Annotated in this window: 17 protein-coding genes and 1 pseudogene; 9 read left to right on the plus strand and 9 right to left on the minus strand. The window is 69.2% G+C overall.

What is annotated here, in order from left to right:
- Positions 1-50: 50 nt before the first annotated feature.
- From ABH933_RS12760 to ABH933_RS12785, 6 genes are all read left to right on the plus strand, one after another.
- Positions 51-1,175, plus strand: coding sequence for an LLM class flavin-dependent oxidoreductase (locus tag ABH933_RS12760; protein WP_429417593.1), 1,125 nt, complete (start codon positions 51-53; stop codon positions 1,173-1,175).
- Positions 1,168-2,529 carry an NtaA/DmoA family FMN-dependent monooxygenase gene (locus ABH933_RS12765; protein ID WP_429417596.1) on the plus strand — a complete coding sequence of 454 codons (1,362 nt, stop codon included), beginning with the start codon at positions 1,168-1,170 and terminating at the stop codon, positions 2,527-2,529. Before ABH933_RS12760 ends, ABH933_RS12765 begins: the two co-directional genes overlap by 8 nt.
- Positions 2,530-2,755: 226 nt before the next feature.
- The gene (locus ABH933_RS12770) at positions 2,756-4,609 is read left to right on the plus strand and encodes an SCO2524 family protein (RefSeq protein ID WP_429417599.1); all 1,854 of its coding nucleotides are present in this window, start codon (positions 2,756-2,758) and stop codon (positions 4,607-4,609) included.
- Positions 4,584-5,531 carry an SCO2523 family variant P-loop protein gene (locus tag ABH933_RS12775; RefSeq protein ID WP_429417601.1) on the plus strand — a complete coding sequence of 316 codons (948 nt, stop codon included), beginning with the start codon at positions 4,584-4,586 and terminating at the stop codon, positions 5,529-5,531. Before ABH933_RS12770 ends, ABH933_RS12775 begins: the two co-directional genes overlap by 26 nt.
- Positions 5,532-5,535: 4 nt before the next feature.
- Positions 5,536-6,609: an SCO2522 family protein gene (locus tag ABH933_RS12780; protein ID WP_429417603.1), complete on the plus strand. Its 1,074-nt coding sequence runs from the start codon at positions 5,536-5,538 to the stop codon at positions 6,607-6,609.
- Positions 6,610-6,611: 2 nt separating this feature from the next.
- Positions 6,612-7,667, plus strand: a complete 1,056-nt coding sequence (locus ABH933_RS12785; protein WP_429417606.1) for an SCO2521 family protein — start codon at positions 6,612-6,614, stop codon at positions 7,665-7,667.
- Positions 7,668-7,672: 5 nt separating this feature from the next.
- On the opposite strand, the gene ABH933_RS12790 is transcribed toward ABH933_RS12785, so the two are convergent.
- From ABH933_RS12790 to ABH933_RS12805, 4 genes are all read right to left on the minus strand, one after another.
- On the minus strand, positions 7,673-8,494 hold the full coding sequence (locus tag ABH933_RS12790) for a hypothetical protein (protein WP_429417609.1): 822 nt from the start codon (positions 8,492-8,494) through the stop codon (positions 7,673-7,675).
- Positions 8,495-8,551: 57 nt separating this feature from the next.
- The gene (locus tag ABH933_RS12795; protein ID WP_215921810.1) at positions 8,552-9,058 is read right to left on the minus strand and encodes a GNAT family N-acetyltransferase; all 507 of its coding nucleotides are present in this window, start codon (positions 9,056-9,058) and stop codon (positions 8,552-8,554) included.
- A gap of 205 nt (positions 9,059-9,263) precedes the next feature.
- Positions 9,264-10,340, minus strand: coding sequence for an alcohol dehydrogenase catalytic domain-containing protein (locus ABH933_RS12800; protein ID WP_429417612.1), 1,077 nt, complete (start codon positions 10,338-10,340; stop codon positions 9,264-9,266).
- Positions 10,341-10,419: 79 nt separating this feature from the next.
- The gene (locus tag ABH933_RS12805) at positions 10,420-11,790 is read right to left on the minus strand and encodes an APC family permease (RefSeq protein WP_429417615.1); all 1,371 of its coding nucleotides are present in this window, start codon (positions 11,788-11,790) and stop codon (positions 10,420-10,422) included.
- A 696-nt stretch (positions 11,791-12,486) separates the two neighbouring features.
- Between ABH933_RS12805 and ABH933_RS12810 the strand changes: the two genes are divergently transcribed.
- Positions 12,487-12,870 carry a limonene-1,2-epoxide hydrolase family protein gene (locus ABH933_RS12810; protein ID WP_215921806.1) on the plus strand — a complete coding sequence of 128 codons (384 nt, stop codon included), beginning with the start codon at positions 12,487-12,489 and terminating at the stop codon, positions 12,868-12,870.
- Between the two features lie 31 nt (positions 12,871-12,901).
- Here the strand turns inward: ABH933_RS12810 and ABH933_RS12815 are convergent, their stop codons facing one another.
- Both ABH933_RS12815 and ABH933_RS12820 read right to left on the minus strand, forming a co-directional pair.
- Positions 12,902-13,237, minus strand: a complete 336-nt coding sequence (locus tag ABH933_RS12815) for a YnfA family protein (RefSeq protein ID WP_429417618.1) — start codon at positions 13,235-13,237, stop codon at positions 12,902-12,904.
- Positions 13,238-13,343: 106 nt separating this feature from the next.
- A complete protein-coding gene (locus ABH933_RS12820; RefSeq protein ID WP_429417621.1) occupies positions 13,344-13,823 on the minus strand; it encodes a DUF3237 family protein in 480 nt (159 codons plus the stop codon).
- A 165-nt stretch (positions 13,824-13,988) separates the two neighbouring features.
- Here ABH933_RS12820 and ABH933_RS12825 point away from each other — a divergent pair.
- Positions 13,989-14,336: pseudogene (locus ABH933_RS12825) on the plus strand (LysR family transcriptional regulator); the annotation flags it as partial.
- A gap of 231 nt (positions 14,337-14,567) precedes the next feature.
- Here ABH933_RS12825 and ABH933_RS12830 read toward each other — a convergent pair.
- Entirely contained in the window at positions 14,568-17,972 is a 3,405-nt protein-coding gene (locus ABH933_RS12830; protein ID WP_429417624.1) for a carboxyl transferase domain-containing protein, read from the minus strand.
- 235 nt (positions 17,973-18,207) lie between these two features.
- Positions 18,208-19,113: an alpha/beta hydrolase gene (locus ABH933_RS12835; RefSeq protein WP_429417627.1), complete on the minus strand. Its 906-nt coding sequence runs from the start codon at positions 19,111-19,113 to the stop codon at positions 18,208-18,210.
- Between the two features lie 112 nt (positions 19,114-19,225).
- Between ABH933_RS12835 and ABH933_RS12840 the strand changes: the two genes are divergently transcribed.
- Positions 19,226-19,666, plus strand: coding sequence for a MarR family winged helix-turn-helix transcriptional regulator (locus ABH933_RS12840; RefSeq protein WP_429417630.1), 441 nt, complete (start codon positions 19,226-19,228; stop codon positions 19,664-19,666).
- Positions 19,667-19,697: 31 nt separating this feature from the next.
- Here the strand turns inward: ABH933_RS12840 and ABH933_RS12845 are convergent, their stop codons facing one another.
- Positions 19,698-20,090, minus strand: a complete 393-nt coding sequence (locus tag ABH933_RS12845) for a protease inhibitor I42 family protein (RefSeq protein WP_215921801.1) — start codon at positions 20,088-20,090, stop codon at positions 19,698-19,700.
- Positions 20,091-20,112 lie beyond the last annotated feature (22 nt).

A 20,112-nucleotide genomic window follows, 5' to 3' on the forward strand; every position in this document is an offset into this window, starting at 1 on the left:
GCAGAGGCAAAGGGTGGTCGCCCGAGTGTGGTTCGACGATCGTCGTACGTATGAGCCGCTTCGCATTAGGGATCGAACTCGACGGCGCCGGATACCATCCCGCCGCGTGGCGGCGGTCCGCGGACGAACCCGCGCGGCTGCTGTCCGCACAGACCCTGCAGGCCCGGGTGAGCGCCGCGGAGAACGCCGGATTCACCCTGGCCACCTTCGCCGATTCCCTCCTGCCGCCCGCCGCCGGTCCCGCGGGACGGGTGGACGCGCCCACCCGCGCCTCGTTCGTCGCCGCGACGACCAGCACCCTCGGCCTGGTGCCCGCGGTGGCCACCACCTACGCCGAGCCGTTCCACACCGCCTCGGCCCTTGCGACGCTGGACTATTCCTCGCGCGGGCGGGCCGGCTGGCTGGCCACGGTCGATCCGGGCGCGGCCGCGGCCTGGGGGCGCCCGCCCCGCACCACCGAACCCGAATTGCGCCGCGAGCACCGCGATTCCATCGAGGTGGCGCGGCGACTGTGGGACTCGTGGGAGGACGACGCGGTGATCCGCGATTGGACCACCGGCCGGTTCCTGGATCGAAACAAACTGCACTACATCGACTTCGAGGGTGAGAGCTTCTCGGTGAAGGGGCCGGCCATCGTGCCGCGGCCGCCGCAGGGCCAGGTCGTCGTATTCAGCGACGGTGTTTTCGGCACCGGGCAGGCCATCCCGTCCGAACTCGAATCCGGCGTCGGCGCACCATCGTTCGGTGCGGCCGATGTAATCCTGGTCAGCGGGCCGGACCCCGAAACCGCCATCGCCGCGGCCGAGCGCGCCTCCGGTGCCACACTGGTCTTCGTCGACCTCGAGGTCGCGCTGGATCTCCCCGGCCGGCCCGCGGCGGACAGGCTGGCCGAGCTGAACGCCCATTGCCCCGCGGAATCCGGTGCCCGCCTGCACTTCTCGGGGGCACCCGGCGAGTTGATCGCACTGCTCACCAGGCTGTCCCGCCACGTCGACGGCGTGCGCCTGCATCCCGCGGTCATCGACGAGGATCTGCCGGTCCTGGCCCGGGCCGTGCTCCCGGCGCTGTTCCGCACCGGCGTCGCCCATCGTCCCGTCCCCGGCGGCACGCTGCGGGCGAATCTCGGACTGGACCGCCCGGCCAACCGCTACGCGAAGGACCACATCAGTGAGTGAGGACCGTTTCCCCGACGCGACAATCCATTTCGGCGTCTTCTTCCAGGGCGTCAACCACAGCACGATCTGGTCCGACTCGGCCAGCGGCTCGCAGATCGACTTCGAGACCTTCCGGCGCCTCATCGGTACCGCCGAGCGGGGCCTGTTCGATGCGTTCTTCCTCGGTGAGGGGCTGCGGCTGCGCGAACAGGACGGCAAGATCCTGGATCTCGACATCGCCGGGCGCCCCGACGCGATCACGCAGCTGGCGGCGCTGGCGGGGATCACCCGTCACATCGGCCTGGTCGCCACCCAGAACATCACCTACAACGAGCCCGCCGATCTGGCGCGCCGGCTGGCCGGGCTGGATCTGCTGTCCGGCGGACGCGCGGGCTGGAACGCCGTCACCACCGACAACGCCTGGACCGGTGCGAATTTCCGCCGCGGCGGCTTCGCCGATCATGCCAAGCGCTACGAACGCGCGGGCGAATTCGTCGCCACCGCACGGGCGATCTGGGACTCCTGGTCCGACACCGCCATCGCCGGATCCCGGCACGGCCGCGACTGGCTCGAACCGAACGCGATCCGCCCCGTGGAGCGCGACACCGAACACTTTCGGGTATCGATCACCCCGACACTGCCGCGCAGCCCACAGGAGCATCCGGTGGTCTTCCAGGCAGGCGACTCCCCCGGCGGCCGCGATTTCGCCGCCGCGCACGCCGAGGTCATATTCTCCCGGCACGGCACGCATTTCGACGATGCGCTGGGCTTCGCCGACGATATCCGCGCCCGGCTGCGCGCGGCCGGGCGCCCCGAGGACGACATCAAGATCCTGCCCGGCACCCAGATCGTGCTAGCGGAGAAGGAATCCGAGGTGCCGGAGAAGGTGCGCTGGGTGCTGGAGAACCAGGTGACCGGGCCCACCGCGCTCTCGCTGGTCGGGCAGATCTGGGGCATCGACCTGTCCGATCGCGACCCCGACGGGCCGTTGCCCGCCGAAGACCCTGTGCCCCTGCCGGTTTCGGTGACCCGTGGCACCCCGCGCCACGGCGAGGACCCGGTCGTGATCGCCCGCGCATGGCGCGAGCTGGCCGAGGCGAAGAACCTCACGCTGCGCCAGGTCGCGATCGAGACCTCGCAGCGCACCGGATTCGCCGGTACCCCCGGGCAGGTCGCGGACGAGCTGACCCGTTGGGTGCGCCGCGGCGCGAGCCACGGCTTCAACATCACGCCCTACCTGGTGCCCACCGGGCTCGACGAGATCGTCGACTGGCTGATTCCCGAACTGCAGGAACGCAATTCGTATCGGACCGAGTACACCGGCAGTACCCTGCGTGAGCATCTCGGGCTGCGGCCCCCACCGACCCGGCGCTGAGCCCCTGCCGCCCCATTCGTCGCAGGGCGCGACCGCATGAAGGCAACCGACCAGTCCTGCGAATTGGCCGATTCGGTTGGCCCCCGGCTGCTTCGCAGGGCACACTCTAGATAGTCGATGTGCACGGCGAGCCGGATGTGGGGGCATGAGGGAGCGAGCGAATTCCGACACAGCTGGGCGCCCATCGGCGCCACCGAGCTCCCGCCGCGGCGGCAGGAGTGGATAGATGAGAATTCGGCCGCGGCAACAGCTTCTGGATCTGTGGCGGGCGGTGCTCGAGTGTTGCCTGCGCGACGACACCTGGATCTGGGGCGGGCGCGACGGATCCAATTCCATCAGCGACGCCGAGCAGCTGCTGTGCCTGCTCTACCCGGCGACCTCGCTGGCCGCGTTCACCCTGGACCAGCCCGACGACATCGCCGAGGACGCGAAGAACGCGCTGTCCCCGTTCGGCAGCGAGACCCGCATCGGCAGCGTGCTGGTCAATCTGATCGAGGCGTACATCGAGCGCTACACCGACCAGGACGACGAGCCGGTCTTCGCGATGGGCAGCTATCTGCGCTCCGAGGAGCGCACGCCCACTGCGGATGAGCAGTCGGTGGAAATCGTCGATTCGTATTCGATGTCGTTGAGCCTGTGCATCGCCGCGATGCGCTTCCTCAAGGGGTACGAGCGGTCGGTGTCCGGACTGTTGCGCGACGAGCCCAAGCGGCAGTTCACCGAGCGGATGAGCAAGCTGCAGGAGCAGGTCGGCAGCCGGCTCACGGCCGCGATGACGGGCCTGGTGCGCAGCTTCGTCATCCACACCACCGAGCCGGAATCCGAAGCGGGACTGGCGATCCTGCACATGCTCAACCAGGGCGCGGCGCCGACCCCCGAGGTCATCCGGACGCTCTCGGCACAGCTGGAACCGCTGCGGGTGCGGGCGGCCAACGAAATCCGCCTGGCCCAGGCCGAGGTGTTCGACATCGCCAACGACCGGCGGCTGTTCGAATGCGGCTGGGGCTGGGGCGTGGTGCGCACCGCCGCCCCGATCGACATCGTCGACAACCACGTCGGCTCCGCGACCGGGCATGCCGAGCCGCGCCCGTTCCTGTACTTCACGATGGTGGCCCTGGACGGCATCGTGGACCTGAATTCCCAGCGCATCCGCGAACTCGACCTGCTCGACACCACCCAGCGCCAGCTCGCCGACGCGCTGCAGCTGCGCCTGGAGCTGGCCCAGACCTACTGGTCGACCGTGGCCCGCTTCGTCACCGAGCGCTGGCCGCTCGAGGACATCCCGTGGCGCACCTCCGACGGGGAGGAATCGGACTACTTCAGCCTCGTGGTCGCCGCCATCCTGATCCAGGATCTGGTGGCCCGCAAGAGCACCGACGATCTCGAGCGCACCGTGGACGTGCTGGACCAGCTGGCCCGGCGCGGGCGCATCATCAGCCGCCCCACCGTGGACGATCAGGCCGCCCGCCTGCACTATCCGGGCGTGCGCATGCGGCTGGCGGGCAGCGAGGACATCGACGGCGGCCCGCAGTTGTCCTGGTACGTACCCGATTTCGCGACGATGATGCTCAAGCGCACGCTGCAGGCGGTGCGCGTGGTGGTCGACGTGGGCCTGCGCGACCGGCTGATGGCCCTGGCCGAGGCCACCATGGACCACATCGACGGCCGCACGCTGCGCGAGGGTGCCGCGCGCGGCCTGTGGGACGACAGCGGGGTGATGATGGGGCAGGACGGCCCGCCCGATACGGATCGCCCGTCGTGGTTCCTCACCGAACGGGTGATGGAATGCCTGGTCGTCGCCTACGAGACGTTCAGCCTGATCCCGTCCGCGCCGTCGCCCATGATCAACCGCGCGCAGGAGCTGCTGCGTGAGGCGGACGACCTGCTCAACCGGGAACGGCTCGAGGTCAGCGACGAGGACCAGTCGGCCAAGCGCGTCGAGCTGGATCGCATCGAGCAATCGCTCGATCGGGCCCGAATCCTGTTGCGCCGCAGGCCGGGTACCTCGTTCAGTCTGGCCGTCCGGGCGCTCGAGCAGCTGGACGAGTTGGCCAATGCCCGCGAAGACGCGGGGCGGTGAGGACAGCACAGTGCTCGTTTTCTCGACCTCCGACAAGGGCGGCACCGGACGCTCGGTGACCAGCTGCAATCTGGCCTACCGGCTGTGCCTGACCAATCAGTCCGTCGCCTATGTCGACTTCGACTTCGGATCCCCCACGGCCGGTGCGCTGTTCGAGGTCAGTTCCGTGGAACGCGGGGTGGCCCGCGGCGGGGTGCACTCGTATCTGCTCGGCCAGCACGGCACGGTCGCCCGCGTGGACGTGGCCGCGACCACCGACCGCGTCGCCATGCGCCGCGGCCCGCGCCTGAGCCGGTTGATCCTGCTGCCCGGGGATCAGGGCGGCGCGGAGTTCCTCAGCCGCGACGACGCGATCGTGCAGCGCTGCGTGCAGCTGCTGCTGGAGCTCGAGCAGGAGTTCAAGGTCGTCATCGTCGATCTGAGCGCGGGTCGCTCCGCGGCGCTGGAGATCGCCCTGCACGCCACCGCGATGGCGCCGCTGCGCGGCCGGACCGCGCGCTGGCTGGTGTTCCACCGCTGGACCCGCCAGCACATCCTCGCCGCCTCGGGGCTGGTGCACGGCAAGCACGGACTCCTCGAGATGGGCGAGGCGTACGGGCACGACCGCGAGGAGCTGCTCGAGTCGATCCGCTACATCCGCACCGCGGTGCCGGACGCCTCGGCCCATCCGATCGGTCAGCGTCCCGCGCAGGCCGCGTGGCTCGACGAGCAGGACAAGGCGCTGCGGCAGCTGGCCAACAGCAACGAACTCGGCGCCACCTACATGCTCGGGGCGACCCCGATGGAACCCGTTCTGCAGTGGCGCGAACAGATCATTCTCGACGCCGACGTCAACGCCCACATCGCCAACGAGGAGACCGCGCTGGCCTATGCCGAGCTGGCTCGTCGACTGGTCGACAACGCCACCTGGAGAAGGCTGTGATCACATGCTCGAGGGATACAGCGAAGCTACCGAACGACCACGGATCGCACCGGTCCCATTGTCGCACTTGTCGATCGAGGTGGGGCACTTCACGCTGAAGTCGATCGTCGAGGATCCGGACAGCATCCGCGCGGAGTTCCGCCGCATCGTCCCGCTGGTGGCCGCGTTCACCGAATCCGCACGGATCCAGTTCGAGACCGAGCCGCGGATCAGCACCTGCTACCTGATCGACGACTACTTCCTGGACGACAGCGATACCGCGCGCAATCCGGCGAAAGTCCTTCCGCGCCTGTTGAAGGCGGCCAGGGAGGTGGGGCTGCGAATCGACTATCTGGCCCGGGAGTCCGCATGCGCGCAGACCTCGATCTTCGCCGACGGGGTGCCGCTGGGCGAGCCGATTCCGGTGGCCGAGATGGTGGCCGCGCGCCTGGTGCCCGAGCCCGCCCCCGACGACAACGGCGGACGCCCGCCCACGGCCGAATCCGGCTGGCTGTGCAACGGGCGGCGGTCTTCGATATCGGAGCCGACGCAGGCGATGCGGCCTCGGATCTATGTGCCGCCCAAGGCATTCAGCGAATACGAGCACACCATATTCATCGATGTCGAGCTGTGGAGCCGGGCGGTGGTCGACGGCGCCGAACAGACCCGCTGGTCGTGCCCGTTCCTCGCGGCGGTGTGGCATCTGCTGCGACTGGGGATGCTGCGACACAACGGCGAACCCGTCGTGGTGCCGCAGCCGCACGTGCTGACGGAGCCCGAACCGGCGCCCGAGTGGGACGGCTCCGGCCTGAAAGATGGTGCGAACCTGCCGGATTCGGCCTGGCCGCAGCGTTGGGCCGACGTTCCCCCGGTGATTCAATTGCACAGCGACGCACAGCCGTTCGCGGCCTACCAGACCCTGTCGATGCTGCCCAAGCGCTACATCGAGATCGAGCACGCGGTCCGGGTGATCCTGGACCACCTGGACCTGGACGAGGATGTCACCGACCAGATCGTGACCGCCGGTGCGGCCGAGGGCATTCCGGTGTCCGCGAAGGTCAGCGAGCGGCAGTCGCATCTGCTGTTGGACGGGTCCTAGCGATGCCGTCGCCCACACCCCTCGTCGTGCTCGGCGAGGTGAGTACCTGCCTGGCCCCGTCGGCGTCCGCCCTGGACCGCACCCACGCCGACGAGTTGCTGGCGCTGATGCCCGGACGCGCGGTGTCCTGGCGCGCCCGCCCGAGCACGCTGGCGGTGTCTCCGACCACCGCGATCGGCGTGGACTGCGATCTCGCGCTGCGGTTGAGTCCGCAGGACAGCGCCGCCTACCGTGCCCGCAACCGACGAGAACGGGATCGGGCGCAGATCGTCGGCACCGTCGGCACCAGGGTCGTGCTGGCCGGCGGCCGGATCCTGCAGTCCTCGGTGCACACCCAGATCGTGCGCAGCGGGGACCGGCGGCGCCAGCCGTGGTCGCACTACGTCAGCCGCAAGGCCGTCACGGAGGTCCTCGACGTCCTTCCAGCGGAACGCGGCACGGCCAGTGCGGCTTTGGCGAAAGGGTATCTGCCCGATCCGGACGACGACGCGGAACTCGGTCCCGCACCCGACACCGGGGACGGTGAGGTGCTGGATCTGGCCTCGATCAGCAGGCGGCTGCTGGGGCGGATCCGCACCGATCCCCGGCTGGATCAGTCACCGCCGGTGCAGGCCGGCACCACCCGCCTGCGCTGGACCGCCCTGGTCGGTGGCGCCGCCGGGCCCACGGTGCAGATGCGGCTGGACGAGGACAACGTCCGCACCGTCCGGCTGGTCGTGCGCAAGGAGTCCGACCTCGATGCGGCGCAACGGTTCTGCGAGGACCTCGCCGCCCACGATTGGCTGCTGACCGTGGTGGCCGACGCGCTGGACGAGGCCGACCGGTTCGGCGCCGGCCAGGACCGCCTGGAGGCCCTGGCACCCCTGGTGCAGCATTTCACCGGCCTGTGGATGCCCGGCGCCCACACCCCCGCCGCGCTGCGTGCGCTGTGGCGCGATCTGCAGTCCGATCCCGGATTCACCCGGCAGTGGACCACGCTGCGCGACCGCCTGCGCGACAACATCTCCATCGCCACGCTGTATGCCTTGCGGCACAAGGAATTCGACCAGAGCTGGTGACTGCCCTACAGCCGGAACCACTTCCGGACCAGCAGGGCGAAGAAGACCGACATGGACACGGTGCCGGCCCAGGATTCGATCGCGAACAGCGGGCGGGCGGCCGCGTGCAGATGATCGGTGTCGCCGGGGCCCAACGGGTTCAGGAAGCAGGTGGCGACCATGTAGATCGCCTCGGTGGCCGTGGAAGTACCGGCCAGGGCCAGGCCGAGCACGGCGAACGCGACCAATTGCACGCCCACCCACCCCAGCAGCCGGAACGGCCGATATCCATAGCCGCACAGCACATCCGAGAACTGGCCCAGTAGCTTGCGGCCGCCGCGCGGCAGGGACCGAGTGCGGGCTCGGGACAGTGCCAGTCCGCAGCGGTCCTGGGCGTCGTTGTCCTCGATGATCCGGTACAGCGCCGCGGCACGGCGGTAGGCGCGCGCCGCGTGCGCGGGCAGTGCCAGCGCGGACAACTGCGCGGCGAGATCCTCGAATTCCTCTGCCAGCAGGGCGTTCTGGCGGGTGTTCAGGCGCAGCGGCCCCCGGAATTGGGCCTCGGCGGCCAGGAACGCCGCGAGCAGCGCGCTGGGCACCCGCCAGCCCTCTTCGTCATCCTCGGGCTTGCGCGCGGCCGAGTAGAGGTTCGCGAAGACGAGTCCCGCGGTTTGCCGGCGTTCGATGGGCGGATTGAAATGGGCCAGCACGGCCTCGACATGACCGTCGAACGTGTCCAGCAATGCCGGTTCGTCGTTGCCCGCGGCATCCACCTCGGGCGCGTATCTCCTTGCCTGCCTGATGATCCAGGTCGATGCCGAGGCAACCCACGGTTCGATATCGTCCATACGCGGAGAGTCTAAGACTGTAATACCAACGGCCGGTAGCGGATTGATCTCGGTCGATCAGGGGGCCGCGGAATCGCCCGAGCGCACCGCGGACAGCCCGGCGCCGCCCTGCAATTTGTATTCGAAGAGGTCGCGCGGCTCTCCGGGACCGAAGTACTGATCGTCGTGTTCGGTGAAGACGAATCCGGCCTGTTTGAACAGGTTCGAGGCCGGGTGGTTGTCGGGGCGCACCGTCAGGTACATCACGTCCGCGCCGATCTCGGCGCAGCTCTCGAGCGCCCGCTCCAGCAGCGCCCGGCCGTAGCCTCGGCCCTGCAGGTGCTTGGCGACCGCGAAGGTGAACAGCAGCGCCCGGCCGCCCTTCTCCAGGGTGAGCGCGTATCCGATGACCGCATTGTCCATTTCGGCGACGAGCCATTCGGATCCGTGCAAATCGAACAGCTGGCGCAGCATCAGGAACAGGTACGGCTCATTGAACACCTCGGCCTCGAGGGCCGCGATGTCGTCCAGGTCTGCGAACCGGGCCCGCCGATACACCGGCCGCGGCACACGCGCATTTTCCATGAGCTCCCTAGCGCCAGGGCGTAAGCCGTCCATTTCCAGCGTAGAACGGTTCCCACACCATGTGTACAACCATCACCAACCGCGCAAGCGTACGTCGCCGACACGCCGAGTAATACCTACACCTGGAGACTCGATCAGTACATCGTCCCACACATCCCGCCCGCTACCGGCGTGTCTTCGCATATCCCGGCGATCCGGCATGCGATCAGTTCGGCATCAATGTGACCTTCACCGACTCGGCGCCGCTCGAGACCAGATCCAGGCCCTTCTGGAACTCCGCGAGCGGGAGCTGATGGGTGCAGATCTTGTTCATCGGCAGCACGCCGGATTCGAGCATGCGGATCGCGGCGGGCCAGCAGTGCGGGCCGAGATGGGCGCCGCGGATGTCGAGCTCCTTGTCGTCGCCGATGATGCTCCAGTCGACCGTTGCGGCACTGCCGAATACGCCGTACTCGACGTAGGTTCCCTGTTTGCGCAACAGGTTCAGGCCCTGCGGGACCGCCGACGGATGCCCGGAGGCCTCGAGGTAGACGTCCGCGCCGTAGCCATCGGTGAGATCGGCGACGACGGCCACGGCATCCTGAGCGCGGATGTCGATCACGGTGTCCGCACCGCACTCTCGGGCCACGGCCAGTCTGTCCGGGGCCATGTCGAGCGCGATCACCCGCGCCGGATGCTTGGCCGCGGCCCCGGCGATCATGCCCAACCCGATCGGCCCGCAGCCCGCGACCACGACGACGTCGTCGAAGGTGATCCCGGCCCGTTCGACCGCGTGCAGGGAACACGACAGCGGCTCGGCGAACGCGGCGTGCGGGGCCTCGATCTCACGAGACACCTTGTGCACCAGCGCCTCCGCGGGGAAGACCATGTACTCGGCCATCGCGCCCAGGGTGCGATGCTTGAATCCGTAGACCGCGTTGCGCCGGCACATGTGGTACTGCCCACGCAGGCAGTACCGGCAGCTCCAGCACGGCACGATCTGCTCGGACACCACCCGGTCCCCCGCCGCCACGCCCCAGCGTTCGGAGCCCGCGGCGTCGACTTGCACTATCTCCCCGACGAATTCGTGTCCCGGGATCACCCCCGCCTCCACATACGCCGGACGAGTCTGGTCACCCCAGAACTTGACCGCGCCGTGATAGCACTTCAGATCGCTCGCACAGATCCCCACGGCCTCCACCCGCACCAGCGCCTCCCCCGGCCCGGGGACCGGCACCGGCACCTCCTCGAGCCGGTAATCCTCCGGCCCGCAACAGATCACCGCTTGCATCGTCTCCGACATCTCCGACTCCTTCCCACACGCCCCCGATCTCCTACTCGGACAACGCTTTCACACTGCACCGTGCCGATTCCGGACGGCATCACGGCAGACTCTCCTCGGTCTCGAGCGCCGCATCCTTCGCCACCGGGGACACCTCCGGGGGCGCGACCCGGAACCCGCGGGTGAGCACCACCAGGTAGACGATGCCGACGCCGAGCCAGCTCAGCCCCAGGACGATCGCGATCCGGTCCAGATTCGTCAGCAGCCACACGTCCACGCCCGCACCGATGAGCGGGGCGACCAGGCCCAGGAGCACCCCGCGTACGCTGCCCAGCGTGCGATTGCGGATCGCCATCGCGATCACGCACAGGTTGACGAAGGTGAACGCGGTGAACGCGCCGAAGTTGATGAACCCGGTCGACTCGCTGACATTCAGCCAGACCGCGATGATCCCGACGACGCCGACCGCGCCGATATTGAACACCGGCGTGTGGAATCCGCGATGCACGAACCCGAATACCCTGCGCGGCAACACGCCGTCGCGCCCCATCGCATAGAGCAGCCGAGAGGCACTGGCCTGCGCGGCGATTCCCGAGGCGAACTGTGTAACGACCAGCCCGGCAAGGAATATCGCGCCGAACAGACGCCCGCCGATCACCTTGGCGATATCGGAGGCGGCGGTGTCGGCGCTGGCGACATGCACCCCCGATGCGACCAATTGCGTGGCGTACGAGGCGATCACAAATATCACCCCGCCGATCACTGTCACCAGCACGATCGCGCGCGGAATGGTCCGCCGCGCATCGGTGGTTTCCTCGGTGAGGGTGGTGATCGCATCGAATCCCAGGAACGAGTACGCCGCGACCGCGGCGCCCGCCGCCACCTTGGATACCGAGGTGCCCCCGTGCCAGAACGCATGGGCCGAGAAGATCGCCCCGAACCCGCCGGCATTGCTCATGTGCCCGAACGACAGCAGCACGAAGAAGACCAGCACCAGCACCTGCATCGCCATCAGCAGCAGATTCACATTCGCGGCCACCTTGATACCGAGCACGTTCAGCACCGTGGTCAGCACGATGAACAACAGAATCCACACCCACGCCGGCACGCTCGGGAACTGCCCGTTCAGGTAGGCCGCCCCGATCAGCCAGATCACCATCGGGATGAAGAAGTAGTCCAGCAGCACCGCCCACCCGACCAGGAACCCGACCCGGGAGTCGATCGTGCGGCGCGTGTAGGTGTAGGCCGAGCCGGCCACCGGAAACGCCGCCGCCAGCCGCCCGTAGCTGGTGGCGGTGAACAACATCGCCACCAGTGCGAGCAGATACGCGGTGGGGACCACTCCGCCGGAGTCCTCGTCCAGCACCCCGAACGTGCCGAGCACGATCATCGGCGCCATATATGCCAGGCCGAACAGCACGACCGGTCCCAGTGTGAGGGTCCTGGTCAGATGCGGTGCCGAGGTGTCCATGATCTCCTCCGCAGCGTCGCGAAACGATGGATGCGCCATCCAGCATGGTCCACACCGCACCGGATTCGCGGGAAAAATCCGAATCTCGCGGCGCCGATCGCACCGGAAGATTCGCTCACCGCCCACCGCCCACCGCTCCGGCATGCCCTTCTCCGGCCCACCTCGGGCGATGCGACGGGGGGTCACACACCGGCCACGAATCCGGGCACACCCCGATGGGCCCATTGGTTTCTCAGTGGTGGCGGGCCCGAGCGGGGGCGACGGATTCGACGGTGTGGCTATTGTTCACGCGTGAGAGTCGGTCGGATCGGCGAATTGCTGTATCCCATCACCCATTCCAGAGGCGAGGGCGGGATCGCGCGGGTGTCGGTCGACGTGCACTCCGGTGCACCGTTCGCGGAACCGCTGTACAAACTGATCCTGCAGGCTGATTCGGACCGCTCCGAGGCCTTGCCGCCCCGGCATGATCCGAATCCACCCCGGCCGGAGACCGTGGAAGCTCTTGCGGCCATGCTTGAGGCGAGGAGTTGCCGGTGCGGTGGAAGCGGACGTTGTGGGCGGCCCACCGGCTGCGAAATTCGTCACTGCTCGCCTCGAAGACCGCTGGATGCGGCATTTCACTGCGTTCGGCGATTGCGGCCATGGAGGCGGGGAGGGCGTGGCATACGATCTGATCATTGCCCAGGAGGGAGCCCGATGGACAGCCCGATCGAGGTGGTGCGCAGGTTCTGCGCGGCGTGGTCCGACGATGCCGGGGTCGGTGACCTCGCCGCATTCTTCACGGACGACGCGGTCTACCACAACATCCCGATGGCACCGGTCATCGGCAGGGAGGCGATCGCCGACAACATCGCCTCGTTCATCCGCCCTGGCGCGCCAGGCATCATGGGCATCGACTTCCGCATCGTCAACATCGCGGCCAGTGGTCCGGTCGTGATGACCGAGCGAGTGGATGTGTTCACGCTCCCCGACAGGTCTTTCGAGCTCCCGGTCATGGGGACGTTCGAGGTCAGGGACGGCAGGATCACCGCCTGGCGCGACTATTTCGACCTGAACCAGTTCACCAGCCGGATGGGATGACTCGGACCGGCCGCCCGAACTTCGTCGGATTCTAGGTGCCACGCGGTGCGTACATGATGGTCGCGACACCGATCAGGCAGATCGCGGCGCCGGTGATGTCCCAGCGGTCGGGCCGGAACCCGTCCAGGGCCATTGCCCACAGCAGTGAACCGGCGACGAAGACTCCGCCGTAGGCGGCGAGGATGCGCCCGAAGTTGGCATCGGGCTGCAGGGTGGCGACGAACCCGTACACGCCCAGCGCGATGACTCCGGCTCCGATCCAGGCCAAGCCCCGGTGCTCACGCACGCCCTGCCAGATCAGCCACGCCCCGCCGATCTCGGCGACAGCGGCCAGGGCGAAAAGCGTGATGGAACGCAATACGGTCATGACAGTGACCCTAGAAGATCTTGGTCAGCGGGCGGCAGCACGGAAGCATCTGCTCCCGAACCGCCACTCTCGGAGGATGATCTACCGAAATACCTTGTAGCCCAGCCTATTCGATGAGATAAATCTCGAAGGCGACCCCGGTGGCCGCGCGGCCCGCGACGACGGCGAAGGCGCCCAGCGCGAGCCATCGCAGCTCGTCCGCGGCGACCTGAAAGCGGGCGTCGCCGCGGAATGTGTACTCCGAGGGGTCGACCGGCTCCCCGGCGGCCAGCCGCGCGAGCACCGCAGGCGGACCGTAACGGGTCGCGCGCATCTCCAGGGTCAGGGCGGCACCCGCCTCGGTGCGCAGGCCGACCCGGAGGTTCCCGATGCTCGAGCCGTCCGGGTGAATCATCTGCCGGTCCCCGCTCATCCCGGGCACGACAGCCCCGGACAGCCCCGAACCGGCGAAAGTGCCCGCGACGTGCGGGATGAACCGGCGACGGTTTCCGTCAGAATCCTGGCCGAGGTCGACGGGGGCGCCGAGCTCCGCCTCGATCCGCAGGACCGGCCGCAAAGCCGGGGCAGGCAATGCCGTAGTGACCATCGGAACCTCCGTGTCCAGACGGGTCGCCGGTCGGGTGCGGGGACCCCATCCACTCCCAACCTAGCCGACCAATCAACCTGCCACAGCACTCTGAACAGGCAGTATAGCGACATGACATCTCCCGGCCAGGAGGTACAGACTCCTACACCGGCTAGAATCGCCCGCGTGGAGCTGCGCCAGCTGCGGTACTTCCTCGCCGTCGCCGAGGAACTGAATTTCGGCCGGGCCGCAAAACATTTGCTGATCGCGGGCCCGTCGCTGTCGCAGCAGATCAAGAGCCTGGAACGAGATCTCGGGGTGCGGCTGTTCGGCCGCGATCGCCGCACGGTGGCCCTGACCAGCGCCGGGACCGAGTTGCTGCCACACGCGCGGGCCCTGCTGGAGCAGGCCGAGGACCTGCGCCGCCGCGCCGCCGGGGCCTCGGCGCGCGAGCCGGTGCGACTGGGGTACGTCAATTGGGTGCCCGCGGACCTGCTGCCTCGCACCTCGGCCGCGGCGCGGCTGCACATCGACACCCCCAGCGGGCGCTGCTGGTAGCGGCGGCCATTCTCGTCTGCGCCGCCGCCACAACCGCGTTCCTGCGCGTGGTAACGCCGACCGCCCGCCCCGCCGAGTCCGCCATCGGACGGCCAATGCGGCGGCCTTCACACTGGGCGACAGCATCAGCGGGCTGCCCAGCTGAGCCGACGTCACGGTCTGCATCGGCGCCACCGCCGACGGGCATCGGCCGCCCCTGACGCCGGATCAGCGCAGGGTGGCTATCCAGCGGCGGGTGTCCGCGGGATCGATGACGTCGTCCAGCTCCCCGACCGTGGCGGCGGTAAGTGCCTTACCGTTCTCGTACGCCAGGCCGACCAGATTGTTGAACGCGGCCTCGCGCTCCACCGGATCCTCGATGGCGGCGAGTTCCTTGGCGAACCCCAGCCGCACCGCGCCCTCGAGGCCCATGCCGCCGATTTCGCCGGTGGGCCAGGCGATCACGAACCGCGGTGCGCGGAACGAGCCCGCGGCCATCGCCTGCGCGCCCAGGCCGTAACCCTTGCGCACGATAACCGTGCCGAAGGGAACAGTCAGCGCCGCGGCATCGATGAACAGGCGACTGAATCGGGTGACGGTCGCCTCCTTCTCCGCCTCCGGGCCGACCATGAATCCCGGTGTGTCACACAGTGACACAATCGGCAGGCCGTGCAGCTGGCACAGCCGCAGAAAGGCGCCGAGCTTGTCGGCCGCAGGCGCGTCGATCGCGCCGCCGAGATGATGACAGTCGTTGGCGATCAGCCCGAACGGCCGCCCCTCGACCCGGACCAGCGCGGTCACCGCTCCCACGCCCCAGTCGCGCCGCACCTCCAGCACCGATCCGACATCGGCGACCGCCTCGATCGCGGCGCGGATGTCGAAGGCCCGCAACCTGTTCTCCGGCACCACATGTCGCGCCAAGCGCGGATCGGGCGCCTCCCACTCGTGCTGTGCCCCTTGGAAATACGCCAGGTAGCGACGGGCCAGATCGACCGCCTCGGCCTCGTCGGCGGCGACCAGATGCACCACACCGTTGCGCCGCTGCACCTCGATCGGCCCGATGTCCTCCGGCGCGTAGACACCCAGACCACCGCCCTCGATCATCGCGGGCCCGCCCATGCCGATGTTCGCGTCGGGGGTGGCGATCACGACATCGCACATGCCCAGTAGCGCGGCGTTCCCGGCGAAGCACCGGCCCGAGACGACACCGATCAGCGGCACCCGTCCGGACAGCGCGCCCATCGCGCGGAACGTGGTCACGTCCAGCATCGAGATCCCACCGTGGTCGGTGTCGCCCGGCCGGCCGCCGCCGCCCTCGGTGAAGAACACCACGGGCAGCCGCTGTTCGTGTGCGAGGTGCAGCATCCGATCGGTCTTGTCGTGATTACGCACGCCCTGGGTTCCGGCCAGCACGGTGTAGTCGTAGGACATCACCACCGCCCGGGCCCGCTCGCCGCCGAACCGGTCGGCGTTGATCGTGGCCACCCCGGCGACCAGCCCGTCGGCGGGAGTATTGGCGATCAGATCCGCGGCATCGCGCCGGCCCCGCTGCGCCGCGATCATCAGCGCGCCGTATTCGACGAAGCTGCCGTCGTCGACGACGTCGGCGATGTTCTCGCGGGCCGTGCGCCGCCCCAGCCGCCGTCGCTTGGCGACCGCCTCGCCGCGCGCCGCGTCCTCGGTCGTGGCATGACGTGCCCGGACCTCCGCGAGGTCGGCGCGCTCCGCGTCGAGATCCACGGCCGCGACCTCGGCGCTCTCGCCGTCGTGTTCGGCCTCGGCCCAGGTCAGCAGGATGTCGTGCGGGTCGACGACATCGCCGGGCGCGACCAGCTGCCGCGCCACCCGCAGGGCCGTCTCGGCGCGCAGCACGTGCTGCATCTTCATCGCCTCCAGCACCGCTGCCTCCGCCCCGGGAGGCAGTACCGTCCCAGGCTCGGCTAGGGAGACGACAACCGCACCCATCGGGGTACGCAGCGGCTGTTCGTCGGGCAGGAGGGTTTGCGTTTCCTGGTCCGGCACTTGCTTGTTCGGACCGCGCCCCCGATCTCCCGCGGCTGACGCCCACGCGCCCGCAGCGTGCTCATCCGCGGTCCGCCCCTGTCCAGCCGGGGCCGACGGGTCCGCCTCCCGAGCCGACGAATCCGCCTCCCGGGCCAACGGATCCGCGTCCGGGGCCGTCGTTCGGGAATCCGGCGGCTGTGCGTGCTCCCTCGAGGTCGGAGCTACCCCGACGGCGGCGGGCACACCATCCTGCCCCAGCGCGGTCATGGGAGCGAATTCCTCTGCGTGCGTGAGGAGTTCGCCTACGTTCCGCTCGAACCAGGAGGTGTCCACCGATTCCGCGCGGGGCAGCTCGTCCAAGACGGCTCGCAGCAGCGCCGCGTTGGTGTCGACGCCGCCGATCACCGTCTCCGCCAGCGCATCCGAACAGCGTTGCAGCGCAGCGGGATACGATGCCCCGCGGGCAATGACCTTGGCCAGCAGCGAATCGAAGCGGGCGCTCTGGCGCATGCCCGGACAGGCGGCGGTATCCACCCGGACCCCCGCGCCGGTCGGCGCGCCGAACTGGGTCAGGATGCCGGTGCTGGGCAGCAGCTCACCGCCGGCGCCGACGAGTTCGGCGTTGACTCGCGCCTGTACCGCGTATCCGTGCGGTTCGGCGGCGGGCAGGCTCAGTTCCTCGAGCGCGTCCCCCAGCGCCAGCCGGAACTGGACCGCAACCAGGTCCACCCCGCTGACCTCCTCGGTCACGGTGTGCTCGACCTGCAGGCGCGGATTGACCTCGAGGAACCAGGCCTGCTCGCCCCGCACCAGGAACTCCACCGTGACCACCCCGCGGCAGCCCACCGACTCCACGATCGCGACGGCGTCGCGGTGCAGCCGTTCCCGTAGCGCCGCGGGCAGATTCGGGGCCGGAGCCACCTCGAGCAGCTTCTGGCGGCGGCGCTGCACGCTGCAGTCGCGGTCGCCCACCGCGGCCGCGCGCCGCCCGTCGGCCACGATCTGTACCTCGATGTGGCGAGCGTGGGTCACCAGCGCCTCGGCGTAGACCGCGTCGTCGCCGAATCCCGCGCGCGCCTCGGCCCGGCAGCGGGCGTAGGCCTCGGACACTCCCGCCGGATCGTGCACCGCGCGCATACCGCGCCCACCGCCGCCTGCGGCCGCCTTGATCATCACGCCGCCGGGATGCGCGGCCAGCAGCGCCGCGACCGCGGCCTGTCCCCCCTCCGCGGTCGTGGCCGGGATCACCGCGACACCGGCCGCATCGGCCGCGGCGCGCGCGGCGACCTTGTCGCCGAAGCTCCGCAGCACCCGCGGATCCGGACCCACGAACACGAGCCCGGCCGAGGCGCAGGCCTGCGCGAAATCAGCACTCTCGCTGAGGAATCCGTATCCGGGATGGACCAGCGACCCGGCCCCGGCCTTGCGCGCGGCGGCCACCACGGCAGCGATATCGAGATACGCGGCGGCGCCGCCGCCGGGCAACTCCACCGTGTCCTGCGCCAGCCGCACCGCCAGGCTCGCGGACTCCTCGACGGTGTGCAGCACCAGCGTCGAATATCCGCATTCCCGGGCGGTCCGCAGAATCCGGACCGCCACCTCGCCCCTGTTCGCCACCACGACACGCATGGCTTCAGCCTCGCATCCGGGGCCGCGTCGCGCGCGGCCGGTCCGACTCGGAGCACATCCGCGCGCACCCGGAATCGCCCCGGCCCAGGACGAAGTCCTGCTGTCGACCGACGGTCCAGCAAGAGTTGCTGTGCCGCGGCCGCTTTCGCTCGCGACGAGCGCGGTAACGCCTGCGATGCGGTCCGGCACCGCGTCCGTGCGCGACCGAACCGGCCCGACCTCTCCCGGGGAGCCGCTACGCCGCAGCCGCTTCCGTCCAGTTCCGCTGCAGGAAGATCGCGACGCGGTCCAGCGCCGCGCCGGCCTCGTCCAGGACCGCCGACATGCCCTGGAAGACGTGCGGCACCTCCGGGGTGACATCCAGTTGCACCGGGACGTTCGCCGACGCCGCACGGGCGGCGAGCCGGGTCGAATCGTCGAGCAGGATCTCGTCGCCGCCTACCTGGATCAGCAGCGGCGCGAGCCCGGTGAGATCGCCGAACAGCGGACTGATCAGGGGATCGGTGCGGTCGGCGGCGCCCACGTAGCGCTCCGCGCAGACGGCGAGATCGGCCGGGGTCAGCGACGGGTCGATGGCCTTGCGTGAGTTCATGCTGTCAGCACTGTTGGTCATGTCGACCCAGGCCGACAGCACGACCGCCGCCGCAGGCTGCGGCACCCCGGCCGCCTTGGCCGCCAGCAGCGTGGCCAGCACCAGATTGCCTCCGGCCGATTCGCCCGCGAACGCGATGCGGGATGCGGGGACCCCGCTGTCCAGCAACGCCCGATAGGCGGCGAGCGCGTCGTCCACCGCGGCCGGGTACTGATGCTCGGGCGCCAGCCGGTAATCGGCCGACACCGCCCGCGCCCGCGCGTGCCGGATCAGCTCCGAGACCAAAGGGGCCGCATCGGAGGCGGATCCGGCGACATAGCCGCCACCGTGGAAGTGCAGCACCACATTCGGGCCATCGATGCCGTCGATCGTCACCGCGACCGCGGGCACCCCGCCCAGCTCGGTCGGCGCGATCCGCACATCCTCGGGAAGCGGTCTGGAGGTTTGCAATTCGTGGAGTCTCTGCCGCGCCACCGCCAGGTCGCCGCTGAAGTCGAGCTCGTAATCCCGAACCGCCTGATGGACCGCCGCGCGCTGCGCCTTGCTCATAGTGGACTCCTCCTCGTTCCCGGCATCCCGGACTGCGATAACATTCCCAAGAACATAATTCCCGGAAACTAAATTCCTAGGAATCTATATCAAGGATTGTGAGGTAGGACACATGACGGATCGGTGGGCGATGTTCGACGATCTGGTTCGCTGCCAGATCGAACTCTGGAACCTGGCCGACGCGCGCCTGCGGGCGGAGCTGGGCACACCCATCATCATCTGCTCGTCGCTGCGGGCGGTCGCAAGCACCACACCGAGCCGGGTTCAGGATGTCGCCGCCGCGCTGGTGATCACCATCGGCGGCGCGAGCAAGGCAGTGGATCGACTGGTGGCCCAGGGGCTGTGCGCGCGGCAAGTGAATCCGGACGATCGCCGGTCATCGATCGTGGCGCTCACCCCGGCGGGCCAGGACCTGCTGCAGCGATCGAATGCCGTGCTGGACAGGATGTTCGGGGAAATCTTCGGCGCCGCCCTGAGCGAGCCGGAACTTGCGCAACTGCACGAGTCGCTGCGCAGGCTGCGCGCCGTACTGCCGCCCACCGCCGCGCACTAGGCGACAGCGGTGGGCGAGTTCCGGATCCGTGCTAGCGGACGGTGACCTTCTCCGTAAACGTCTGCGCCGGAGCCGAACCCGGGCGCACCGAGGACAGCGTGATGGTCGTGGTACCCGGGGCCGCGGCGGTGAAGGTCCACACCGAGGTCCCGGCCGCCCCGGGCATCGGGTTCGTCCCGCGGAACTGCGGCGCGCCCTCCTGATGCAGCACCCGCTGGTCGACCGGGCTCAGCGCCCAGACATATCCCGAGGACGGGGTGTCCGGCAGCGCCACCGCCAGCTCCTGACCGACGGACAGCGTCTGCGACTGCCCGTTCCCATCGGTTCCGACGATGATCGGCTCCGCCACCGGCGTCGCGACCGGCGCGGCCTGCGCCGCCACATTCACGCCGCCGGCCGCCAGGGCCAGACCGACAACAACCATCCGCAAAGGTGTACGCACCACT

This window comes from Nocardia sp. GP40 (assembly GCF_050434125.1).
GTDB lineage: Bacteria > Actinomycetota > Actinomycetes > Mycobacteriales > Mycobacteriaceae > Nocardia > Nocardia albiluteola.